This is a genomic window from Saccharibacillus sacchari DSM 19268 (assembly GCF_000585395.1).
Classification (GTDB): Bacteria; Bacillota; Bacilli; order Paenibacillales; family Paenibacillaceae; genus Saccharibacillus; species Saccharibacillus sacchari.
In genome coordinates this window covers 3180490-3198698 of the sequence record NZ_KK073875.1, presented here as the reverse complement: position 1 = coordinate 3198698, position 18209 = coordinate 3180490, and the positions used below count along the sequence as shown (strand labels likewise).

At 52.8% G+C, this 18209-nt stretch carries 12 protein-coding genes; 1 reads left to right on the top strand and 11 read right to left on the bottom strand.

Annotation, left to right across the window (positions count from 1 at the left end; all coding sequences use genetic code 11):
• Nucleotides 1-105: 105 nt before the first annotated feature.
• From argF to argC, 5 genes are all read right to left on the bottom strand, one after another.
• The gene (argF, locus tag SACSAC_RS13635) at nucleotides 106-1062 is read right to left on the bottom strand and encodes an ornithine carbamoyltransferase (protein WP_037287286.1); all 957 of its coding nucleotides are present in this window, start codon (nucleotides 1060-1062) and stop codon (nucleotides 106-108) included.
• Between the two features lie 152 nt (nucleotides 1063-1214).
• Nucleotides 1215-2402 carry an aspartate aminotransferase family protein gene (locus SACSAC_RS13630; RefSeq protein ID WP_037287283.1) on the bottom strand — a complete coding sequence of 396 codons (1188 nt, stop codon included), beginning with the start codon at nucleotides 2400-2402 and terminating at the stop codon, nucleotides 1215-1217.
• Nucleotides 2403-2940: 538 nt separating this feature from the next.
• Nucleotides 2941-3783, bottom strand: a complete 843-nt coding sequence (argB, locus tag SACSAC_RS13625; protein WP_037287280.1) for an acetylglutamate kinase — start codon at nucleotides 3781-3783, stop codon at nucleotides 2941-2943.
• 19 nt (nucleotides 3784-3802) lie between these two features.
• Nucleotides 3803-5032 (bottom strand): bifunctional glutamate N-acetyltransferase/amino-acid acetyltransferase ArgJ, encoded by a 1230-nt coding sequence (gene argJ / locus SACSAC_RS13620; protein WP_037287277.1) that lies wholly within the window; start codon nucleotides 5030-5032, stop codon nucleotides 3803-3805.
• A 45-nt stretch (nucleotides 5033-5077) separates the two neighbouring features.
• Nucleotides 5078-6130, bottom strand: coding sequence for an N-acetyl-gamma-glutamyl-phosphate reductase (gene argC / locus SACSAC_RS13615; RefSeq protein ID WP_037287274.1), 1053 nt, complete (start codon nucleotides 6128-6130; stop codon nucleotides 5078-5080).
• Nucleotides 6131-6478: 348 nt separating this feature from the next.
• Between argC and SACSAC_RS13610 the strand changes: the two genes are divergently transcribed.
• Complete coding sequence (locus SACSAC_RS13610) at nucleotides 6479-7471, top strand: Rpn family recombination-promoting nuclease/putative transposase (RefSeq protein ID WP_037287271.1); 993 nt, start codon at nucleotides 6479-6481, stop codon at nucleotides 7469-7471.
• An 89-nt stretch (nucleotides 7472-7560) separates the two neighbouring features.
• On the opposite strand, the gene SACSAC_RS13605 is transcribed toward SACSAC_RS13610, so the two are convergent.
• The 6 genes from SACSAC_RS13605 to SACSAC_RS27140 form a co-directional block, all read right to left on the bottom strand.
• Nucleotides 7561-8442: a YitT family protein gene (locus SACSAC_RS13605; protein WP_037287268.1), complete on the bottom strand. Its 882-nt coding sequence runs from the start codon at nucleotides 8440-8442 to the stop codon at nucleotides 7561-7563.
• Nucleotides 8443-8451: 9 nt separating this feature from the next.
• Nucleotides 8452-9565 (bottom strand): peptide chain release factor 2 gene (prfB, locus tag SACSAC_RS13600; protein WP_156951002.1). Its coding sequence is split into 2 segments (ribosomal slippage): nucleotides 8452-9492 and nucleotides 9494-9565, totalling 1113 coding nucleotides; the frame shifts between segments, so codons are not numbered across the junction.
• Nucleotides 9566-9708: 143 nt separating this feature from the next.
• Entirely contained in the window at nucleotides 9709-12156 is a 2448-nt protein-coding gene (secA, locus tag SACSAC_RS13595) for a preprotein translocase subunit SecA (RefSeq protein WP_037287264.1), read from the bottom strand.
• Nucleotides 12157-12353: 197 nt separating this feature from the next.
• The gene (gene hpf / locus SACSAC_RS13590; RefSeq protein WP_037287261.1) at nucleotides 12354-12914 is read right to left on the bottom strand and encodes a ribosome hibernation-promoting factor, HPF/YfiA family; all 561 of its coding nucleotides are present in this window, start codon (nucleotides 12912-12914) and stop codon (nucleotides 12354-12356) included.
• Nucleotides 12915-13131: 217 nt separating this feature from the next.
• Nucleotides 13132-13941: an Rpn family recombination-promoting nuclease/putative transposase gene (locus tag SACSAC_RS13585; RefSeq protein WP_084778060.1), complete on the bottom strand. Its 810-nt coding sequence runs from the start codon at nucleotides 13939-13941 to the stop codon at nucleotides 13132-13134.
• 141 nt (nucleotides 13942-14082) lie between these two features.
• On the bottom strand, nucleotides 14083-17913 hold the full coding sequence (locus tag SACSAC_RS27140; RefSeq protein WP_051507105.1) for a collagen binding domain-containing protein: 3831 nt from the start codon (nucleotides 17911-17913) through the stop codon (nucleotides 14083-14085).
• Between the last annotated feature and the right edge of the window lie 296 nt (nucleotides 17914-18209).

Sequence of the window (18209 nt, the reverse complement as noted above, 5' to 3'; positions counted from 1 at the left end):
GCTGCCGTTCATATCTTGTTAGGATGGTCTTTCTTTTTTCGTCGCAAGAGCGGCGTTCTCCTGCTTACTCAGGAGCGCCGCTCTTTTTTTGTCCGGTAAAAAAACTTACGCCATCAGGGTCGCCATGACCGCTTTTTGCGCGTGCAGGCGGTTTTCCGCTTCGTCGAAGATCACGCTGTTTTTGCCGTCGATCACGCCTGCGCTCACTTCTTCGCCGCGGTGTGCCGGGAGACAGTGCAGGAACAGATAGTCGCTCTTTGCGTGCTGTACCAACTCTTCATTAACCTGATAGTCTTTGAACGCCAACTCGCGAACTTTCTGTTCTTCTTCAAAGCCCATGCTCGCCCAGACGTCCGTGTACACGGCATCGGCGTTTTCGACCGCTTCGCGCGCGTCGCGCACGATGGCGATTTTCGAACCGGTTTGATTCGCGATTTCTTGTGCCTGACGCACGATATCCGAATCCGACTCGTAGCCTTCCGGGCTCGCAATGCTCACGTCCATGCCCATCTTCGCGCCGCCGAGCAGCAGCGAGTGCGCCATGTTGTTGCCGTCACCGATATATGCCAGCTTTTTGCCGCGCAGCGATCCTTTATGTTCTTGGATCGTTTGCAGATCGGCGAGCACCTGACACGGATGACCGAGATCGCTTAGGGCATTAATGACCGGGATGTCCGCGTATTTTGCCAGCTCCGTCACGTTTTCATGGCCGAAAGTGCGGATCATGATGCCGTCCAGGTAACGCGACAACACGCCTGCCGTATCGGGAATGGCTTCGCCGCGTCCGAGTTGAATATCGTTTTTGCTGAGGAAAAGGGCATGCCCGCCGAGTTGGAACATGCCGACTTCGAACGATACGCGGGTACGCGTCGACGACTTTTCGAAAATCATGCCAAGCGTCTTGCCTTCCAGCGGACGGAACGTTTCTCCCGCTTTCTGTTTGCGTTTAAGTTCGATCGCCAGGTCCAACAGGTATTGAATTTCTTCGGTCGTGTAATCGGTCAGTTCGACGAGATCGCGTCCTTTGAGGGCGATGCCGTGCGCTTGTTGGGTCAGGTCCATGAGGTTGCCTCCTTGAATTCAGTTATTTTCAAAAAAGAAGCGTTCGCGAGCCGGAAGTCACTGTCCGGTTTGCCGAACGCTCTAGCGCCGCCTGAGACGACTCTTCCCTACTATGAAATCTTGACTGTTCAGACAGTCACATTCGCTCTATTTTAAGCGCTGGGTGTCGGTACCTTTTCTTCAATAATCGAAGCGACAATATCGACCGCCTGTGCAACTTCCTCTTCGGTCACGTACAAGTTCGGCAGCAAACGGATCACGTTCGGGCCGGCCGATACGAACAGCAGACCGCGCTTTTGTCCGGCTGCGACCAGATCGGCGACCGGTTCCGCGCATTCGATGCCGATCAGCAAACCGAGTCCGCGCACTTCCTTCACGAACGGATTGCCGTTTAGGCGCTCGCGCAGTTGGTTCATCAGCTTGTCGCCGATCTCTGCGGCTCTGGCCGGAAGATTGTCTTCCTGCATCGTCTCGATGGTGGCAATGATCGCGGACGATGCCAGCGGCGTACCGCCGAATGTCGTGGCATGGCTACCCGCCGTAAACGCTTCTTTGAGATACTCGCGTCCGATCATGGCGCCTGCCGGGAAGCCGGAAGCGATGCCTTTTGCGACGGTAAAAATATCCGGCTTGATGCCATAGCGATGATGCGCGAACCATGCTCCCGTGCGCCCCATTCCGGTTTGCACTTCGTCGACGATCAGCAGAATGCCTTTGTCGCGGCAAAGCTGTTCGATCTGCTGCGCATATTCTTGCTCCAACGGATACACGCCGCCTTCGGCTTGTACCATTTCGATCATAACCGCGGCAGTGCGTTCGTTGATCGCGTCTTCGATGGCTTTGATATCATGCGGAGGCACGGTCACGAATCCGGCAGGAAGCGGCAGGAAGCCTTCTTTGACTTTGTCCTGTCCGGTCGCGGTCAGCGTGGCCAGCGTGCGCCCGTGGAACGATTTGCCGAGCGTGATGATCTCGTAGCGCTCTTCGCCTTTCACTTTTTGGAAATAGCGACGAGCCAGCTTGATTGCGGCTTCGTTCGACTCCGCGCCGCTGTTGCAAAAGAACACGGCGTCGGCTTGCGCGACTTCGGCGACTTTTTTAGCGGCTTCTTCCTGTTTCGGGATCACGAACAGGTTGGAGGTATGCCACAGGGTATCGATCTGTTCCTTGAGCTTCTCGGATACTTTCTTCGGCGCGTGGCCGAGGTTGGTGACGGCGAGACCGCTCATGAAGTCGAGGTATTTGTTGCCCTGGTCGTCCCAGAGCCAGCTGCCTTCGCCTTTGACGAGGGCTAAAGGATTTCTCGCATACGTTTGAAACAATGCGCTTTCGGTGGACATAGTGGGGTGCTCCTTCCTGAAGTCGGTGGGAGGCTCCGGGAAAAGTCCGATTACGATCGCTTGTTGAACTCGGGGAATTTGAATTGGATTTAAAAGGTGATTCCCCGAGTTCAAAGGCGAACGCTGACGCTTCTCCACTGGACTTTTCCCTCCGCTTGGTACGATTGGCCGTTCGCAAGCTTTTAGGGATAAGACACAGAATCGAATTTGGATGTCGATTCTCTCTTGGGTAAGACTTCAAGTGAAATCATGGATGTCGGGATAAACAGGGATGAAGCTGAAAGCTTGTCGGCAGTTCTTTTCGGGCAAAACGTAATAAAAAGAAAAGAACGAATCTGCTCGATAAATTTATATTATTGAACGGTATTCGGGATTGTATCGTCGTTGAATCTGTATCCGGATTACAGAAACGCTGACGATAACAGACAATTACCCTGTACCCGATGAACGATAAGTCGGAATACGTTTTGCGGCAGCGACAAAGGGTCTTTAAACTTTCGTTTTCAAAACCCGGTCTCAACCGCCCGTTTACCGAAACTCATCGTCGAATGACCGTTCCGATCTGTTCGCCGGACAGAAGGCGGGGCAGGACGCGGGGTTCGCTGCCGTCTACGATGACGACTTCCTGGACCTCGCCGTGGATGCATTTCATGGCGGCGCGGACTTTCGGGATCATGCCGCCGTAGATTTCGCCGCTCGCGATCATGTCTTCGATCTCCGCGAAGGTGACGGAAGGGAGAGCCATTTTGACGCCGTCGATGGTTTTGAGAATGCCGGGAACGTCGGTGACGACGATCATGCGGGACGCTCCGATAAAGGAGGCCACGGCTCCGGCTGCGGTGTCGGCGTTGATGTTGTAGCGTTGTCCGCTCTCGTCGACGCCCAGAGGGGCGATAACGGGCATATAGCCCAGATCGAGAATGCCGTCGACGATGCTTGCTTCAACGTAGGTTACGTCGCCCACGAGACCGACTTCGGCTGCGTTCGGGACAGGCTCGGCTTGGATCAGCGAACCGTCCGAACCGGATAAACCGAGCGCTTGGCCGCCTGCGGATTGGATACGGCGAACGATCAGTTTGTTGATCGTGCCGGCCAGTACCATTTCGACCACGTCGAGCACTTCTTCGGTAGTGCGCCGCAGTCCGTTGACGAACTCTGTCGGAATACCTAGCTTCTCCAGGTTTTCCGAGATCGCCGGGCCGCCGCCGTGCACGATGACCGACTTGACGCCGCTTTTTTGCAGCTCGGCCAGATCGGTGAAAAAGGCTTCCGGCAGCGCGGCCAACGTGCTTCCGCCGCATTTCATAACGAAGGATGCTTTGGCGCTTCCGGCTTGCGAAGCGGAAGATCCGCCGACTTCGTTTGCATTTGCTTGAGTCATTTCGTTTCTTCCTCCTTCGTTAAGTCCGGTATGCCGCGTTGATCCGTACATAGTCATAGGTCAGGTCACAGCCCCATGCGGTTGCTTGTTCAGGACCCATGTTCAGCTCGACCGTAATCAGCACGTCATCGCCTTTCAAATATTCCAAAGCAATGTCTTCGTCGAATTTAACGGGTTGGGAGTGCTCAAGCACAAGGATCTCGCCGAGTCTGATATCGACGGTATGCGGGTTGACCGGAACGCCTGCACGGCCGACCGCCGCGATGATCCGTCCCCAGTTGGCGTCCGCGCCGTACACGGCCGTTTTCACCAAACTCGAACCGATAACGGTCTTCGCGATCGCGCGAGCCGAGTCCTTGCTTTCCGCGCCGTTGACGGTGACTTCGACCAGCTTCGTTGCGCCTTCGCCGTCGCGGGAAATAGCTTTGGCCAGATGTTCGCATACCGCGGCAAATGCCTCCGCAAACGCCGCCCAGTCCGCATGCTGTTCGTTCAGCTCTGTTTTCTGATCCGACAAACCGCTTGCCATTGCGACCAGCATATCGTTGGTGCTGGTATCGCCGTCGACGGTGATCATATTGAATGTATCGTCTGTCGTCCGTCGAAGCAGCTGATGTAAATCTTCGCTGCTGATCTTCGCATCCGTTGTCATAAAGGCCAGCATCGTCGCCATGTTCGGATGAATCATGCCCGAGCCTTTGGCTGCGCCTGCAATCACGACCGGCTTTCCGTCAATCTGTACGGTGACGCACAGTTCTTTTTTCACCAGGTCGGTCGTGAGGATCGATTGGCTGAACTGCTCGCCGCCGTCGGCGTCGCTGCTCAAAACTCCCGAAAGTCGGGCAATGCCGTCGCGTACCCGGTCCATTTTCAGGTTTTCGCCGATCACGCCTGTCGAAGCCACCGCTACGTCATCCGCGCTGACGCCGAAACTTTCAGCCGCAAGCGCACGCATTTCGTAAGCGTCGGCGTCGCCTTGCTTGCCTGTGCACGCGTTCGCGTTCCCGCTGTTGACGATCACGGCACGCAGTACGCCATTCGCCAAGCTTTCGCGTGTCGTTTGCAGCGGAGCCGCTTGGAAAATATTCGTGGTGTACACCGCCGCAGCCGCCGCAGGCACCTCGCATACAATCGCGCCGATATCGTTTCTTTCCGTTTTTTTCAGCCCGCAATGCAGACCAGCCGCTCGGAATCCGCGCGGGGTGATGATCGAACCGCCTTCGACGACGGTATAAGAAGGAACTGCCATGAGACGCTTCCGCCTTTCGCTATATAATCGCTATATTTTCGAAAATCAAGGATACATCGGAATAAAGTTCAAACCGGTCGCCTCGTCCCAGCCCATCGCCAAGTTGAGGTTCTGAATCGCTTGTCCGGCTGCGCCTTTGACCATGTTGTCGATTGCCGACACGATGGTTACGCGCCCGGTCCGCTCATCCGCGGCAAAGCCGATATCGCAATAGTTCGAGCCTGATACTTCTTTGGTCGCCGGCAGAGTGCCGTTTTCCCGGATACGCACGAAAGGTCTGTCTTTATAGAAGCTTCGGTACAAATCGATAAAATCCTGCGTGCTTTTTGATCCGTTTACCGATGCGTACATCGTACTAAGAATACCGCGCGTCATCGGAATCAAGTGAGTAGTGAACGTAACAACAACTTCGCTACCTGCCGTTTCGCTCAGTACCTGCTCGATCTCCGGAATATGCTGATGTGCGTTCACTTTGTAAGCTTTCACGCTCTCGTTGATTTCGCTGTAATGCGTGCCGAGCCCGACTCCGCGTCCTGCGCCGGACACACCGGTCTTGGCATCGATGATCAGGGTAGACGGGTCGATCCAGCCTTCCTTTACCGCCGGGATCAAACCCAGCAGCGTCGCCGTCGGGAAGCAGCCCGGATTCGAGATGACCGACTGTCCGGCTACCGAATCTCCGTACACGTCACTGAGTCCGTAAACGGCTTTTTCCAGAATGTCCTGCGACGCCGGAGCGCGCTTGTACCATTTCTCGTAAACGGCTCCGTCTTTCAAACGAAGATCGCCCGATAGGTCAATGATTTTCAAGCCCTGTTCCAACAGCTTCGGCGTCAGTTCGGAACTGACTCCGGCCGGGGTGGCGAGGAAGACGACATCGGCCTTTTCTTTGATCACCGCAGGTTCGATCGCCGTGAGTTCCAGTTCGATAATGTTCGTCAAATGAGGGAAACTTGCGCTTAAAGGCGTACCGCTATTCGATGAAGATAATACGCAGCTAACCTCCACTTGAGGATGCGCTTGTAGCAAGCGAATCAGTTCTGCTCCTCCATAGCCGGTCGCGCCGACGATTGCTGCTTTGATTGTACCGTTGTCCATGCTTCCTAACCTCCATCCGCACCGTTTTTTTCGTATAATTCCGTGCATGTTTTCAAAATAATATGTATTATTATACGTTCGGCATCATATAAATACAACCTCTCCGGGAAAAGTTCACATTCTGTGTGATAGGTCCAATTAATCTTTAACCCCTCCGGGCAAAAAGATTAAGCAGACCCGCGCTAAGCGACAAGTTTATGACCTATATTTTCGATCTCGGAACAAGAACATATGTTCCTTTTTTAGTTCATATCCCTTATAATATGTATAAAGGAAAAGACAAGGCGCACACCCGACCCGGGCGCGATCTTCTATTGAATATCTGAATCAGAGAAGGGAAGGTCGGATATGCCGCCGAACAAACCGGATGAGCCTCATCACCCCTACGACAAAGCATACAAAGTGCTGCTTTCCAGTCGCACGATGTTCGCTGAACTACTCCATCATTTCGTTCCGGGAGACTGGGCGAAAAAGTTGGGTACTGACGACTTAATTAGGGTCGACAAGTCCTATGTTTTGAGCGATTATAAAGAAAAAGAAGCGGATCTTGTTTACAGAGCGCAATTGAATGGACAAGAGTTTTACTTTTATGTATTGCTGGAGTTTCAATCGAGGGTTGATTTTCAAATGCCGCATCGGTTACTTACGTATATGACCGAGATTTGGCGGGATGTACAGAACAACACGCCACAGTCGGAGAAGCGCCGAAAAAACCATAAACTCCCTGCCGTTGTTCCGATCGTTTTATATAATGGCAACGCAAAATGGACAGCGGTTCGTTCTTTGCGGGAAATGATGGAGGGCGAACACCATTTTGGTGCAGAATTGCTCAATTTTCGTTATGTGCTCCTGGATGTGAAAAGGCTGGATGCGCAGCAGTTGGAGGAAATGGGCAATTTAATCGGGCTGATTTTTCTCGTTGAGCAAAATCCGGGAGCAGTGCCTTTTACCAATCGGTTGAGGAAGTCGAGCCAAATATTGAAAAACCTGAACCCTGAACTGTTTCAACTATTCAAGTCCTGGTTCAAAATGACGAATCCCAAAGAAACCGAAAAAATCGGTCATATTCTCGACGAATATGAAGATCCGAAAGGAGTAGATATCATGATTTCGAATCTGACAAAAGCATTGCGCGACGAGTACTATGAAATGCGTAGAAAAGGTTTGGAAGATGGGTTGGCGGAAGGGCTCGCCGAAGGGCGTATTGAAGGAGAAGCTTCCGCTAGTTTAAAAATCGCGCGTAATCTGTTGAAAGAAGGTATGAGCGCCGCGCAAGTCGCGCGCTTGACGGGCTTGAGTCTGAGTGACGTGGAAGAATTGCAGAACGAGAACCCGTCTTGATTGACGCTGCACTGTTTTTATGATTAAAAGAGCCGCTTTTCAGATCTAACGACCTGAAAAGCGGCTCTCTTTTTTCTTTTTAAAAAGGATTACATTTGAATCTTAAACCCTTTGCCTAACACTTCCTGCGCATTGCTGATAACCACAAAAGCTTCCGGGTCGACGGAGCGTACCAAAGTTTTCAATCGACTGGTCTCGCTTTGCCCGATAACGACCATTAAGACAGGACGAGACTCCCCCGTATAGCCGCCTTTGCCTGTCAACTCGGTTAAACCGCGATCGAGATCTTTCAGAATGACCTGCGTGAGCTCTTCGCGCTTATCCGTAATGATATAGGCCACTTTCGTATAACCCAGGCCCATCTCTACGGCGTCGATCACTTTTCCGGTAACGTACAGGCCGATCAACGCGTACAGCGCATTTTCTAGCGACAGGGTAAAGCCTGCCAGCATGATGACCGAACCGTCGACCAGCATAACGCAGAGCGATAAGCTAAGCCCGCTGAATTTTTGCAGCAGCTGCGCCACGATGGACAAGCCGCCCGTCGATCCACGTCCGCGGAAAACGAGTCCAAGGCCCAACCCGACTCCAATACCGCCATATAAGGCTCCAAGCAGCGGGTTAGTGGTCGAGATCGGCCAATCGCGCGTGACGTAGATGAACAAAGGTAAACAAATGGTGCCGATCAATGTACGCGCACCGTACTTTTTGCCCAGAAAAATAACGCCTGCGACAAACAACGGAATATTGAAGATCCATTGGGTAAATGCTGGCTCAAAGCCGAACCATTCCTTGATGATGATCGACAACCCCGATACGCCACCGGATGCGATCTGGTTAGGTAACAGGAACAGGTTAAACGCGAGCGCCGTGATAAAAGCCCCTACGATAATCAGCACCGCATCCAGTACATTGCGTTGGGTACCGTCGATCGGGACCAGCGGCTTTCTGCCGCCTTTGCTTGTTTTCATCGTTCTCGTTTACTCCGTTTCGATCTTCAGTTGGCTGCGCAGATAAGCATCGACGAATCCGTCCAGATCGCCGTCCATCACCGCGCCGATATTGCCGGTTTCATGCGCTGTACGATGGTCTTTGACCATGTTGTACGGGTGGAACACGTACGAACGGATTTGGCTGCCCCAACCGATCTCGGATTGCTCGCCGCGAATCTCGGCCAGTTCCTGCTTCTGCTCTTCGATCTTGCGCTCATACAGCTTGGAACGCAGCATGGTCATGGCTTGCGCGCGGTTTTTAATCTGCGAGCGTTCGTTCTGACAGGTAACCACGATTCCGGTCGGAAGGTGGGTAATGCGGATCGCCGAGTCGGTCGTATTGATATGCTGGCCGCCGGCGCCGCTTGCGCGGTAAGTATCGACCTTCAGGTCTTCCGTACGAATCTCGATATCGATCGTATCGTCGATTTCCGGTACGACGTCGCAAGACACGAACGACGTATGGCGTCTGCCCGACGAATCGAACGGCGAGATGCGAACCAGGCGGTGCACGCCTTTTTCCGCTTTCAGATAGCCGTAGGCATTATAGCCCTTGATCAGCAGCGTAACGCTTTTGATGCCGGCTTCGTCGCCCGGCAAGTAGTCGAGCGTCTCGACTTTAAAGCCGCGTTTTTCCGCCCAACGTCTATACATACGGAACAGCATTTCTCCCCAGTCCTGCGACTCCGTGCCGCCTGCGCCCGGGTGAAGCTCCAAGATTGCATTGAGCTTATCGTAAGGTTCGCTGAGCAGCAGCTGCAGTTCGAATTCGCTGACCCGCTTAACGAGGTCTTCAATGCTTCCAGCGACTTCGTTAGCCATATCTTGGTCGTCTTCCTCATCGGCCAGTTCGGCCATCAGCGCGGCATCGTCGTAATCCTGCTGCAGCTTCGCATATTGGTCGACCGAACCTTTGACGGCGTTCATTTCTGCGATAACGGCTTGCGCTTTATCGTTATCGTCCCAAAAATCCGGTGCGGACATTTTCTCTTCGAAGTTGGAGATCAGTTCTTGCTTCAGATCTAAGTCAAAGAGACCCCCTAAGGTTGGTTAATTTCTGCGCCATTTCGCGCAGATCCTGCTTGACTGACGGATCGATCATATGTCGTCACCTCTTCTATAGTATGGGAAAACGTAATCGTCTTCCTTTTTATCACCTTAGACAGCCCTGCGGCCCGATCCCGGAAGTCGCCTCCTGGAACCGGGCCGTTGCTTGACTATCTTTAAAATGGGTCTACCGCAATCTTAACGTTGAGCGCGACGCTCTTTGCGGGAAGCCTTTTTCTCCGGTGTCGGGCTGTTCGTGCTGATCTTCTTCTCATCGATAACCGCTTCACGCTGTTGGTTCGATTCGACGCGTGCTTTCATGATGTACGTCGCAACCTCTTCCTGAATGCTGGCGATCATCTGGTTGAACATTTCATAGCCTTCGAATTGGTACTCGCGCAGAGGGTCCGTACCGCCGTAAGCACGCAGGTGGATACCTTGGCGCAGTTGATCCATCGCATCGATATGATCCATCCATTTACGGTCAACCGCACGCAGCGCGATAACTTTCTCGAATTCGCGAACCATGGCTTCTCCAAGCGAAGCTTCGCGCTCGTCGTAACGCTGTTGAACTTTATCGTACAGATATTCCGTGATTTCGGAAGCTTCTTTGCCCCACAGCTCGTCGCGAGTGATTTCGCCTTCTTCAAGCAGCTTGGCGTTGATGTAGTCCGCCACTTCTTGCAGCTCCCAGTTTTCCGGGATGTCGTCGCCCGTATGCGCTTCGACGATCCGTTCGATGGTGCCGCGGATCATGTCGAGCACGATCTGCTTCACGTTGTCGGCCTCAAGCAGTTCCATACGCTGTTTGTAGATGACGCCGCGCTGTTGGTTCATCACGTCATCGTATTGGAGAACGACTTTGCGCGTATCGAAGTTGTTGCCTTCTACGCGCTTCTGAGCGGATTCGACGGCACGCGTGATCATGCGGCTTTCGATCGGTTGGTCTTCTTCGAAGCCCAGACGCTCCATCATGTTCAACACGTTGTCCGCGCCGAAACGCTTCATCAATTCGTCGCCGAGCGACAGGTAGAACTGCGTCGAACCCGGGTCGCCTTGACGTCCGGCACGGCCGCGCAGCTGGTTATCGATCCGGCGCGATTCGTGGCGCTCGGTACCGATGATATGCAGGCCGCCGACGTCATGCACGCCTTCGCCCAATACGATGTCGGTACCGCGTCCCGCCATGTTGGTCGCGATCGTAACGGAACCGGCTTGCCCGGCGCTCGAAATGATCTCGGCTTCTTCGGCGTGATACTTGGCGTTCAACACCTGGTGACGAATGCCTTTTTTCTTGAGCATTTCCGACAGCACTTCGGAGTTCTCGATCGATACCGTACCGACCAGGATCGGTTGGTTTTTGGCGTGACGCTCTTCGATCTCGGCCACGACGGCGCGGAATTTGCTGGCTACGCTCTTATACACGACGTCCGGCGCATCGATGCGTTGGTTCGGACGGTTCGTCGGTACTTGAAGGACTTCAAGTCCGTAGATCTTTTTGAATTCTTCTTCCTCCGTCTTGGCCGTACCGGTCATGCCGGCCAGCTTGCGGTACATGCGGAAGTAGTTTTGGAACGTGATCGTCGCAAGCGTCATGCTTTCGTTTTGAACCGTGATGCCTTCTTTCGCTTCGATCGCTTGGTGCAGGCCGTCGCTGTAGCGGCGTCCCGCCATCAGGCGGCCCGTGAATTCGTCAACGATGACGACTTCGTCTTCAACGACCACGTAATCCACGTCGCGGCGCATGATAACGTTGGCTTTCAGCGCTTGAACGATATGGTGATTGAGCATGACATGCTTCTGGTCGTACAGGTTGTCGATGCCAAAATCGCGTTCTGCTTTCGCGGCGCCTTTATCGGACAGCGATACGGATTTGACCTTGATATCGACCGTGTAATCCTCTTCCGCCTGCAGACGCTTCACGAAGCGGTCCGCGAGGAAATACAGTTCCGTCGATTTTTGCGCTTGACCGGAGATGATCAGCGGCGTACGCGCTTCGTCGACGAGAATGGAGTCTACTTCGTCGATAATGCAGAAATAGAGCGGACGTTGAACCATCTGCTCTTTGTACAACACCATGTTGTCGCGCAGATAGTCGAAGCCGTACTCGTTGTTCGTTCCGTACGTGATGTCGCAGCCGTAAGCTTCTTGCTTTTGCGCATGTTCCATGCCGCTCAAGTTCAGACCTACGGTCATGCCCAGGAAGTTATAGACTTGAGCCATTTCTTCGCTGTCGCGCTGAGCCAGGTAATCGTTGACGGTAACGACGTGCACGCCTTGGCCCGCGAGTGCATTCAAATAAACCGGAAGGGTGCCGACCAGCGTCTTGCCTTCGCCGGTTTTCATTTCCGCGATTCGGCCGTTATGCAGAGCGATGCCGCCGACCAACTGAACGTCGTAATGGCGTTTGCCGAGCGTACGCTTGGACGCTTCGCGCGTCGTCGCGAAAGCTTCCGGCAACAGACTGTCAATCGATTCTCCCTTGGCTAAACGTTCGCGAAATTCGACCGTTTTATTTTTAAGCTGCTCGTCCGTGAGTTTTTCGAAATCGGGTTCCATTTTATTGATGATGTCGACGGTACGCATGAACTTTTTGACGTCACGTTCGTTCATATCCCCGAAGATTTTTTTGACAAGTCCTAACATGTTGTGCCCCTTTCGTGCAAAACGGATGGTTTGCCTAAATTGTACCAGCTTGAGCGGACACGGGCAACCGCGTAAGAGCCCACCCAGCAAGGATCCGTAAAACTTCTCAACATATTATATACGCAGAAAGAGCCTTATCCGGTGCGGATAAGACTCTTTTTCTTCAAAATTCATGATTTTTTTGTGAAAGTGAGTCGTTATTCCTGTTCGATCAGGCCGTATTTGCCGTCGTTACGACGATATACGACGTTAACCGTTTCGGATTCGATGTTCGAAAATACGAAGAAGTTGTGGCCGATCATGTTCATTTGCAGGATCGCTTCTTCGACGTCCATCGGTTTCAGCAGGAAACGCTTGTTGCGCACGACTTGGAGTTCATCCTCTTCTTCATCCGTGGATGGAGAAACGGAAGCATTCGCGCCTTCGTCCACGAAAAGTCCCTTGAGACTTTCGTCTTGACGGAATCTGCGGTTCATTTTGGTCTTGTGCTTACGAATCTGACGTTCCAGCTTCGACAGTACCGAATCGATCGACGTGTACATATCGTCGCTGCGGTCTTCGGCGCGAAGGAACACGCCGCCGGGAAGAGGAATCGTCACCTCGACCTTGTGAATGCCTCTTGTCACGCTGAGCGTCACGGCACCCTCCGTAGCCGGGGGAATATCGAAGTACTTTTCAAGTCGGCTGAGTCTCTTGTCGATATAATCTCTCAGAGCGTCAGTAACCTCAATTTGTTGTCCTCGAATCGCAAAATCCATAGGGCACTCCTCCTTATGTCACCATTATAACACAGCGTTAACGCCGAGTAAAAACAGTGTTAACGTTTTGTGTAAAAACGATTTTTCCGAGCGCGGATCGCCTGGTCGAAAATCGTTGTTAGATTCAATTAACCGAAAAAGCGGCATGGAAAACGCATGTTGTTGAATAACTGGCTTTCGGATTGATCGCTGTAAGGAAGCGAGGCAATTTTTAGGCTTATGCGTTTTTGTCGGAATCCGATAAAAGCAGAATCAATTCGCCGACTTCTTTTTCCGTTAGTCCAAGCAGCTCGGCGATTTCGGGGACTGCATAACTTTTATCCAGCATGCGCTGCACGCTCGCTGCTAAAGCTGCCCTCCTGCCTTGTTCAATACCTTGTTCGATACCTTGTTCGATACCTTGCTTGATCCCTAGTTCTTTTCCTTCTTTCCGTCCTTCTTCCAATCCTTGCTCCAAGCTCTCTCTGCGCATGCTGTTCCATTCGTATTTGGCATACTCGCGTGCTTCGTACAAGCGTCGGACTTCGGGATTGCCGCTAAAATACTCAAGCCGGTCTTCCGCTTCGCGAATCGATTTATCCATGCTGATCAGCTCCTTTAATTCAGGTTCTTCAATATCTTCGTCCATAAAAGTAAGCCAACGATGAAGAGGGTCCGAAAAATTTCTTTGCACTCTGCCCAATACGGGAAGTTCGATAAAGTGAATTTGCAAATCGTCCGTCAATTTTAGGTTGCGATCCTGATCCTCGTACAAATGGAATGTTGTATGATAGCGCCCGGCATCCAGCAGTTCAAAATCCAGAATATTAATCATGATCGTTTTTTTGAGCTTTTGATATTCTTCGCCGGCCTTGATCGTATCCGCATACAATTTGCTGAAATAAAACAAGGTTCTTTGTGCCATGTATTTTTGTTCCGCAACTTGCATTTCAATGTTGATCAGAACGCCTTTACGCGTCTCGGCGCGAATATCCAACCTGCCCGTTTTTTGAGTCAGTTCTTCTTTGGACAATTGCTTGTTTTCGATTGATCAAACAAAGATGTGTATTCGTGATGCGGAGCTCTGTGTTTTGACTTCATTATATCATTTTAAATGTTAGGCCATAAAGAAAAAAACCTTGCTTTCGATCCGATACAGGTATCGAAAGCAAGATTGAGAAAAGAAGTTTTAACGGTTTTTCACCGAAGCTTTACGTCTCAAAACCAAGCCAAACAGGATCAGGCAGATGCCCGCCAAAACATAAGGCAGTTTGCTTTCTTCGCCCGTCTGAGGCAGCATAGGAACGTCTTGCGGAACGTCGGTATCGGCGTTAGGAACTACGGTGCCCGGAACTACCGTTCCCGGCACAACGGGAGGCGTGCCTTGCGGAACGTCGCCGTCCGGCACGTAGAATTCCGGTTCGCCCGGAACCACGGGCGGAACGCCCTGCGGGATCGGATCGACGGGTACCGGCACTTCGGGATTTTCCGAAGGCGTCGTCGGCTGTTCCGGCGAAACCGGTTGAGCCGGCACTACGGGCGGCCCCTGCGGCGTGTTTTCGTCCGGAACTTCGACTCCCGGTTCGGTCGGCTGAGGCTGCTGCGGCGTATTGTCCGTCGGCGGCTCGGTCGGTCCTTGCGGAATGTTTTCGTCAGGTACTTGCACGACAGGCGGCTCGGTCGGTGTTACCGGCGTACCTGGCTCCGTCGGCGGTGTTGTCGGCGTACCTGGTTCCATCGGCGTACCCGGCTCGGTCGGCGTACCCGGCTCGGTCGGCGTACCCGGCTCGGTCGGCGGTGTCGTCGGAATGTTCGGAAGCTTTTCGTTCTCGACGGTCGTTTTTACGCGTCCGTTGTTTTCCGCAAGCGTCTTGGTTCCGATCACGATCGTCGCCGGGCCTTCATCGCCGAGTTTATACCCTTCCGGCGCTTTCGTTTCCGTCAACGTGTACGAACCGTACAGAAGATTGCCGAATACGATTTGCCCGTTTTCGTCCGTCGTGCGGGTGATCGGGGCTCTGCGGCCTGCCGAATCCTGCAGAACGAATACGGCTCCCGGCAGTTTGATTCCGGCGTCGGCCGCATCAGTTTTCGTCACTTCGACCGCTCCCGTCACGCCGCCTCCCGTACCCGAACCGGAAGTGGTGCGCACGATGATTTCGCGAGTTGAATCCACCGTTCCTTTTTTCACGCCGTCTCCTTCGAAACGAACGCTGTTGGACAATTTTTCGCGGTCATTCGCTCGAATAACGGTCTGGTACTCCAGTTCGTAAGCCGATTCGATCGGCTTCGCGAATTTCAATTCGAATCGTTCACTGTCGCCGGACATGATATCCAGCGTGTAATCGACATCGCGTTTCAGTTCCTCGCCCCGGGTCGATTTCCCGTCGGACGAAGAAACGAGGCGGTACAGGCGGAAAGTCTGATCGTCGAGGAACTGGTTGCCCGAATGCGTATCGACGATCCGCGCATTTTCCACGTACGATTGACCTTGATTCAATTTGATTTTCCACAGAATGCGGTCGGCCTGCTGCACGCCTTCTTTGGCCGTATACGTGCCGCCGCCGGGAATGTTCACGCTGGCGTCCCACGTATTCACGGTTTGATCGTTACCGGTCAATACCGCTTGGTTGGTCACGTTCGTTCCTTCGATCACGCTGCCTTTGAGCGTCGTTTTGAACGTGATCCAATAAGCGGAGTCGATGCCGTTCGGGAATGCGATTTTCAACTCGTTCCCGTTGTTTGCGTCAGGATAAGCAGCAGAATAACGCGAAGGATCGACGGGAGATCCCTTACGGGCTCCCAACCATGTTCCGGTCAGGTTCATGTCGCTCACTTCCAACGAACCTTCCATGTAACGCTGGCCTTGCGTCAAGCGATCGACGATCGCGGCATCGTCAACGCGTTTTTGATTGTAGTTGGCTTTGATCGTCCACGTGATTTCTTTGGTGGACGGATCGTAAACGCCGCTTTTCGCGCCGTTCGCCACCGTCAGATCATCCGGCCAAAAACGGGCGCTAGACGTTTTGACGCGCGGTTTGCCTTCATGCGTAAAGTCGAGCTGCGAGCTGTTCAAAAAGCTTTTTTCTTTTTGATTCTTTTTCCAATCCACTTCGTAACGCGTGTCGTACGTAATCAAGTAACGCTGCGTAACGGCGTTGGTGAACTTGATTTCGAATCCGGAACGGATTCCGTTATCGGTCGTCAGCGTGTAATCGACATCGCGCACAAGCGCGGATCCGTTTTCCCGTTTGATGACCAGCGTGCTTTCCTGGAATTCAAGGCCGCCTTCCGGGAACGTGTCTTTCATCATCACATCGCGCATATCGAAACGGTCGGTGTTGATCGCGATCTGCCACGAAGTCACGCGCTTTTTGAAATCGGCGCCTTTATTCGTTTTTACGAACAGATTGCGCTCCAGCACCTGCGAAGCCGACGCTTTGATCCCGCCGCTCGTCACGGTGTTGGTGATCCGGTCTTTCGCGTAAACGGCAATAGCGGCTTTCGTGCTGTACTTTATATTATGCTCCGCGCTCACATCCTGCAGGAATTGAAGATTAAAGCCTCTCAGTCCGCCGGATTCCGGAACGATCGTCAGCGTGTAATCCCGATCGCGAACGAGAAGTTCAGATCCTTTGTACACTTGGAACGTATTTTCGATCAGGCTTTGCCCGCTCGTGAAGCGGTCCTCAAGCCGTGCTTGATCCGCGGGAATCAAAATGGCATCGCCGTAGTTATAGCGAATTTCCCAATCGATCGTCTGATTTTTGTCGTCGTAAGCGGCGACCTTTTTGTCCATCTGCAAGCCGCGCTGCACGGTGACCGTGGCGGAAGCCGAAGCATCCTGACGGCTTTGCGCGGACAATACGGCCGTATTTTTGAACGACGTCGCTTTGCCGGCTTGAAGCTTGGTCGAATAGTCGACGCGGTACGCTCCTTTGAGCTCGCCAGAGCCGAAATCCAGTTCCAATTCGCCTGCAGCGGTATTGAGCGTGTAGCTTGCCGGATCGGCAGCCTCCCCCTTTTCAAAGCTTCCGTCTGCAATTTTGTTCAATTTCGTTACCGTGACGGATTCCGCTTCGAGCGCAAGACCCTCGGGAATCGCGTCTTTCAATTTGACTCCGCGCAGCGTTTGTTCCGACGTGTTAAGATCGACGGACCAACGAATAACGCCTGCGGCATTATCGGCAGTTCCTGTTTTGGAAAGAGTCAATCCCGCTTCCGGTTTGAGATGCAACACGAAAGCCTGTTCTCCGCTTGCGATCGGGAACGTCAATTTGACCTGCGTGCTGTCTTGTACCACTTCGCGCGTCAATTCGGTACGAATCGTCAGCGTTCCGGCAACGTCGGAGTGCGATTCGACGAATTCGCTGAACGTGACCGTGACATGACCGTCGGTCGTGACCGAGAACGATCCGGCGGACTGCCCGCTTCCGTCTTCTCCGCTCACGATCAGGGGAGCGTCGGAGATTGGCGTGTAAATGCGGAACTGCGACGGAACGTCGAATTCGAACACGGAACCTGCCGTGTACGGATGCCCGTTTTCGAGCGACCACGCGTAGTTCAGGCTAATTGCGTTTTCTCCGTTGAAGAAGCGATCCGGGTCGTCCGAAATGATCGGCTGTCCGGCATCGTCGGTCAACGTGACCGCGTTCAAAATGTTTTCCGATACAGGCACGGGTGCTTGGGCTGCCTGTTCGGTTTCCTCGGTATCGGCTTTCTCCGCTGCTTCGAGGTCGGCTTCCGGATCGACCGTTTCGGTTGCTTCGCCTTGCGAAGCGAATTCTTCCGGCGTTTGGGCTTGGGCTTCGATCGATTCGCCTGCCTGTCCTTGCGCCGGTTGCGTGTCTTCCGAAGCGTTAGCTTCCGAACTCGTAGACTCATTTTGAACAGGTGCATTATCGGATTGAACTTGCACACTGTCCGACGATTGCCCGCCAGGTGAAGGCTGTGCTTCTGCCGCGTAAGTTGAAGCTATAAATCCCCCGAAAAAAGTATGTACGGTGAGCAAAATAGCCATGATAAGGATAAACCCCTTACCCATTCTGTTGTTTCGCACTAGATGTTCCCCTCTCCGAATCATTCCTTAAAAACACTTCTGCAGACTGTCCGTCGATAGACTGGGCTAAAAGGCTCATAAAATACACTACTTTTTGCTTAAACGTTTCGAAAAACAATGAACCTTGTATTTAGTACAATATATTACTTTATATGGGTATAAAGGATTGAGAATTTATATTTATATCTATACTCTTCTCTTCTTTTTGACATAGAAAAAGACCCCACCTAGGTGAGGTCTTTCGATTGAGCCATGTG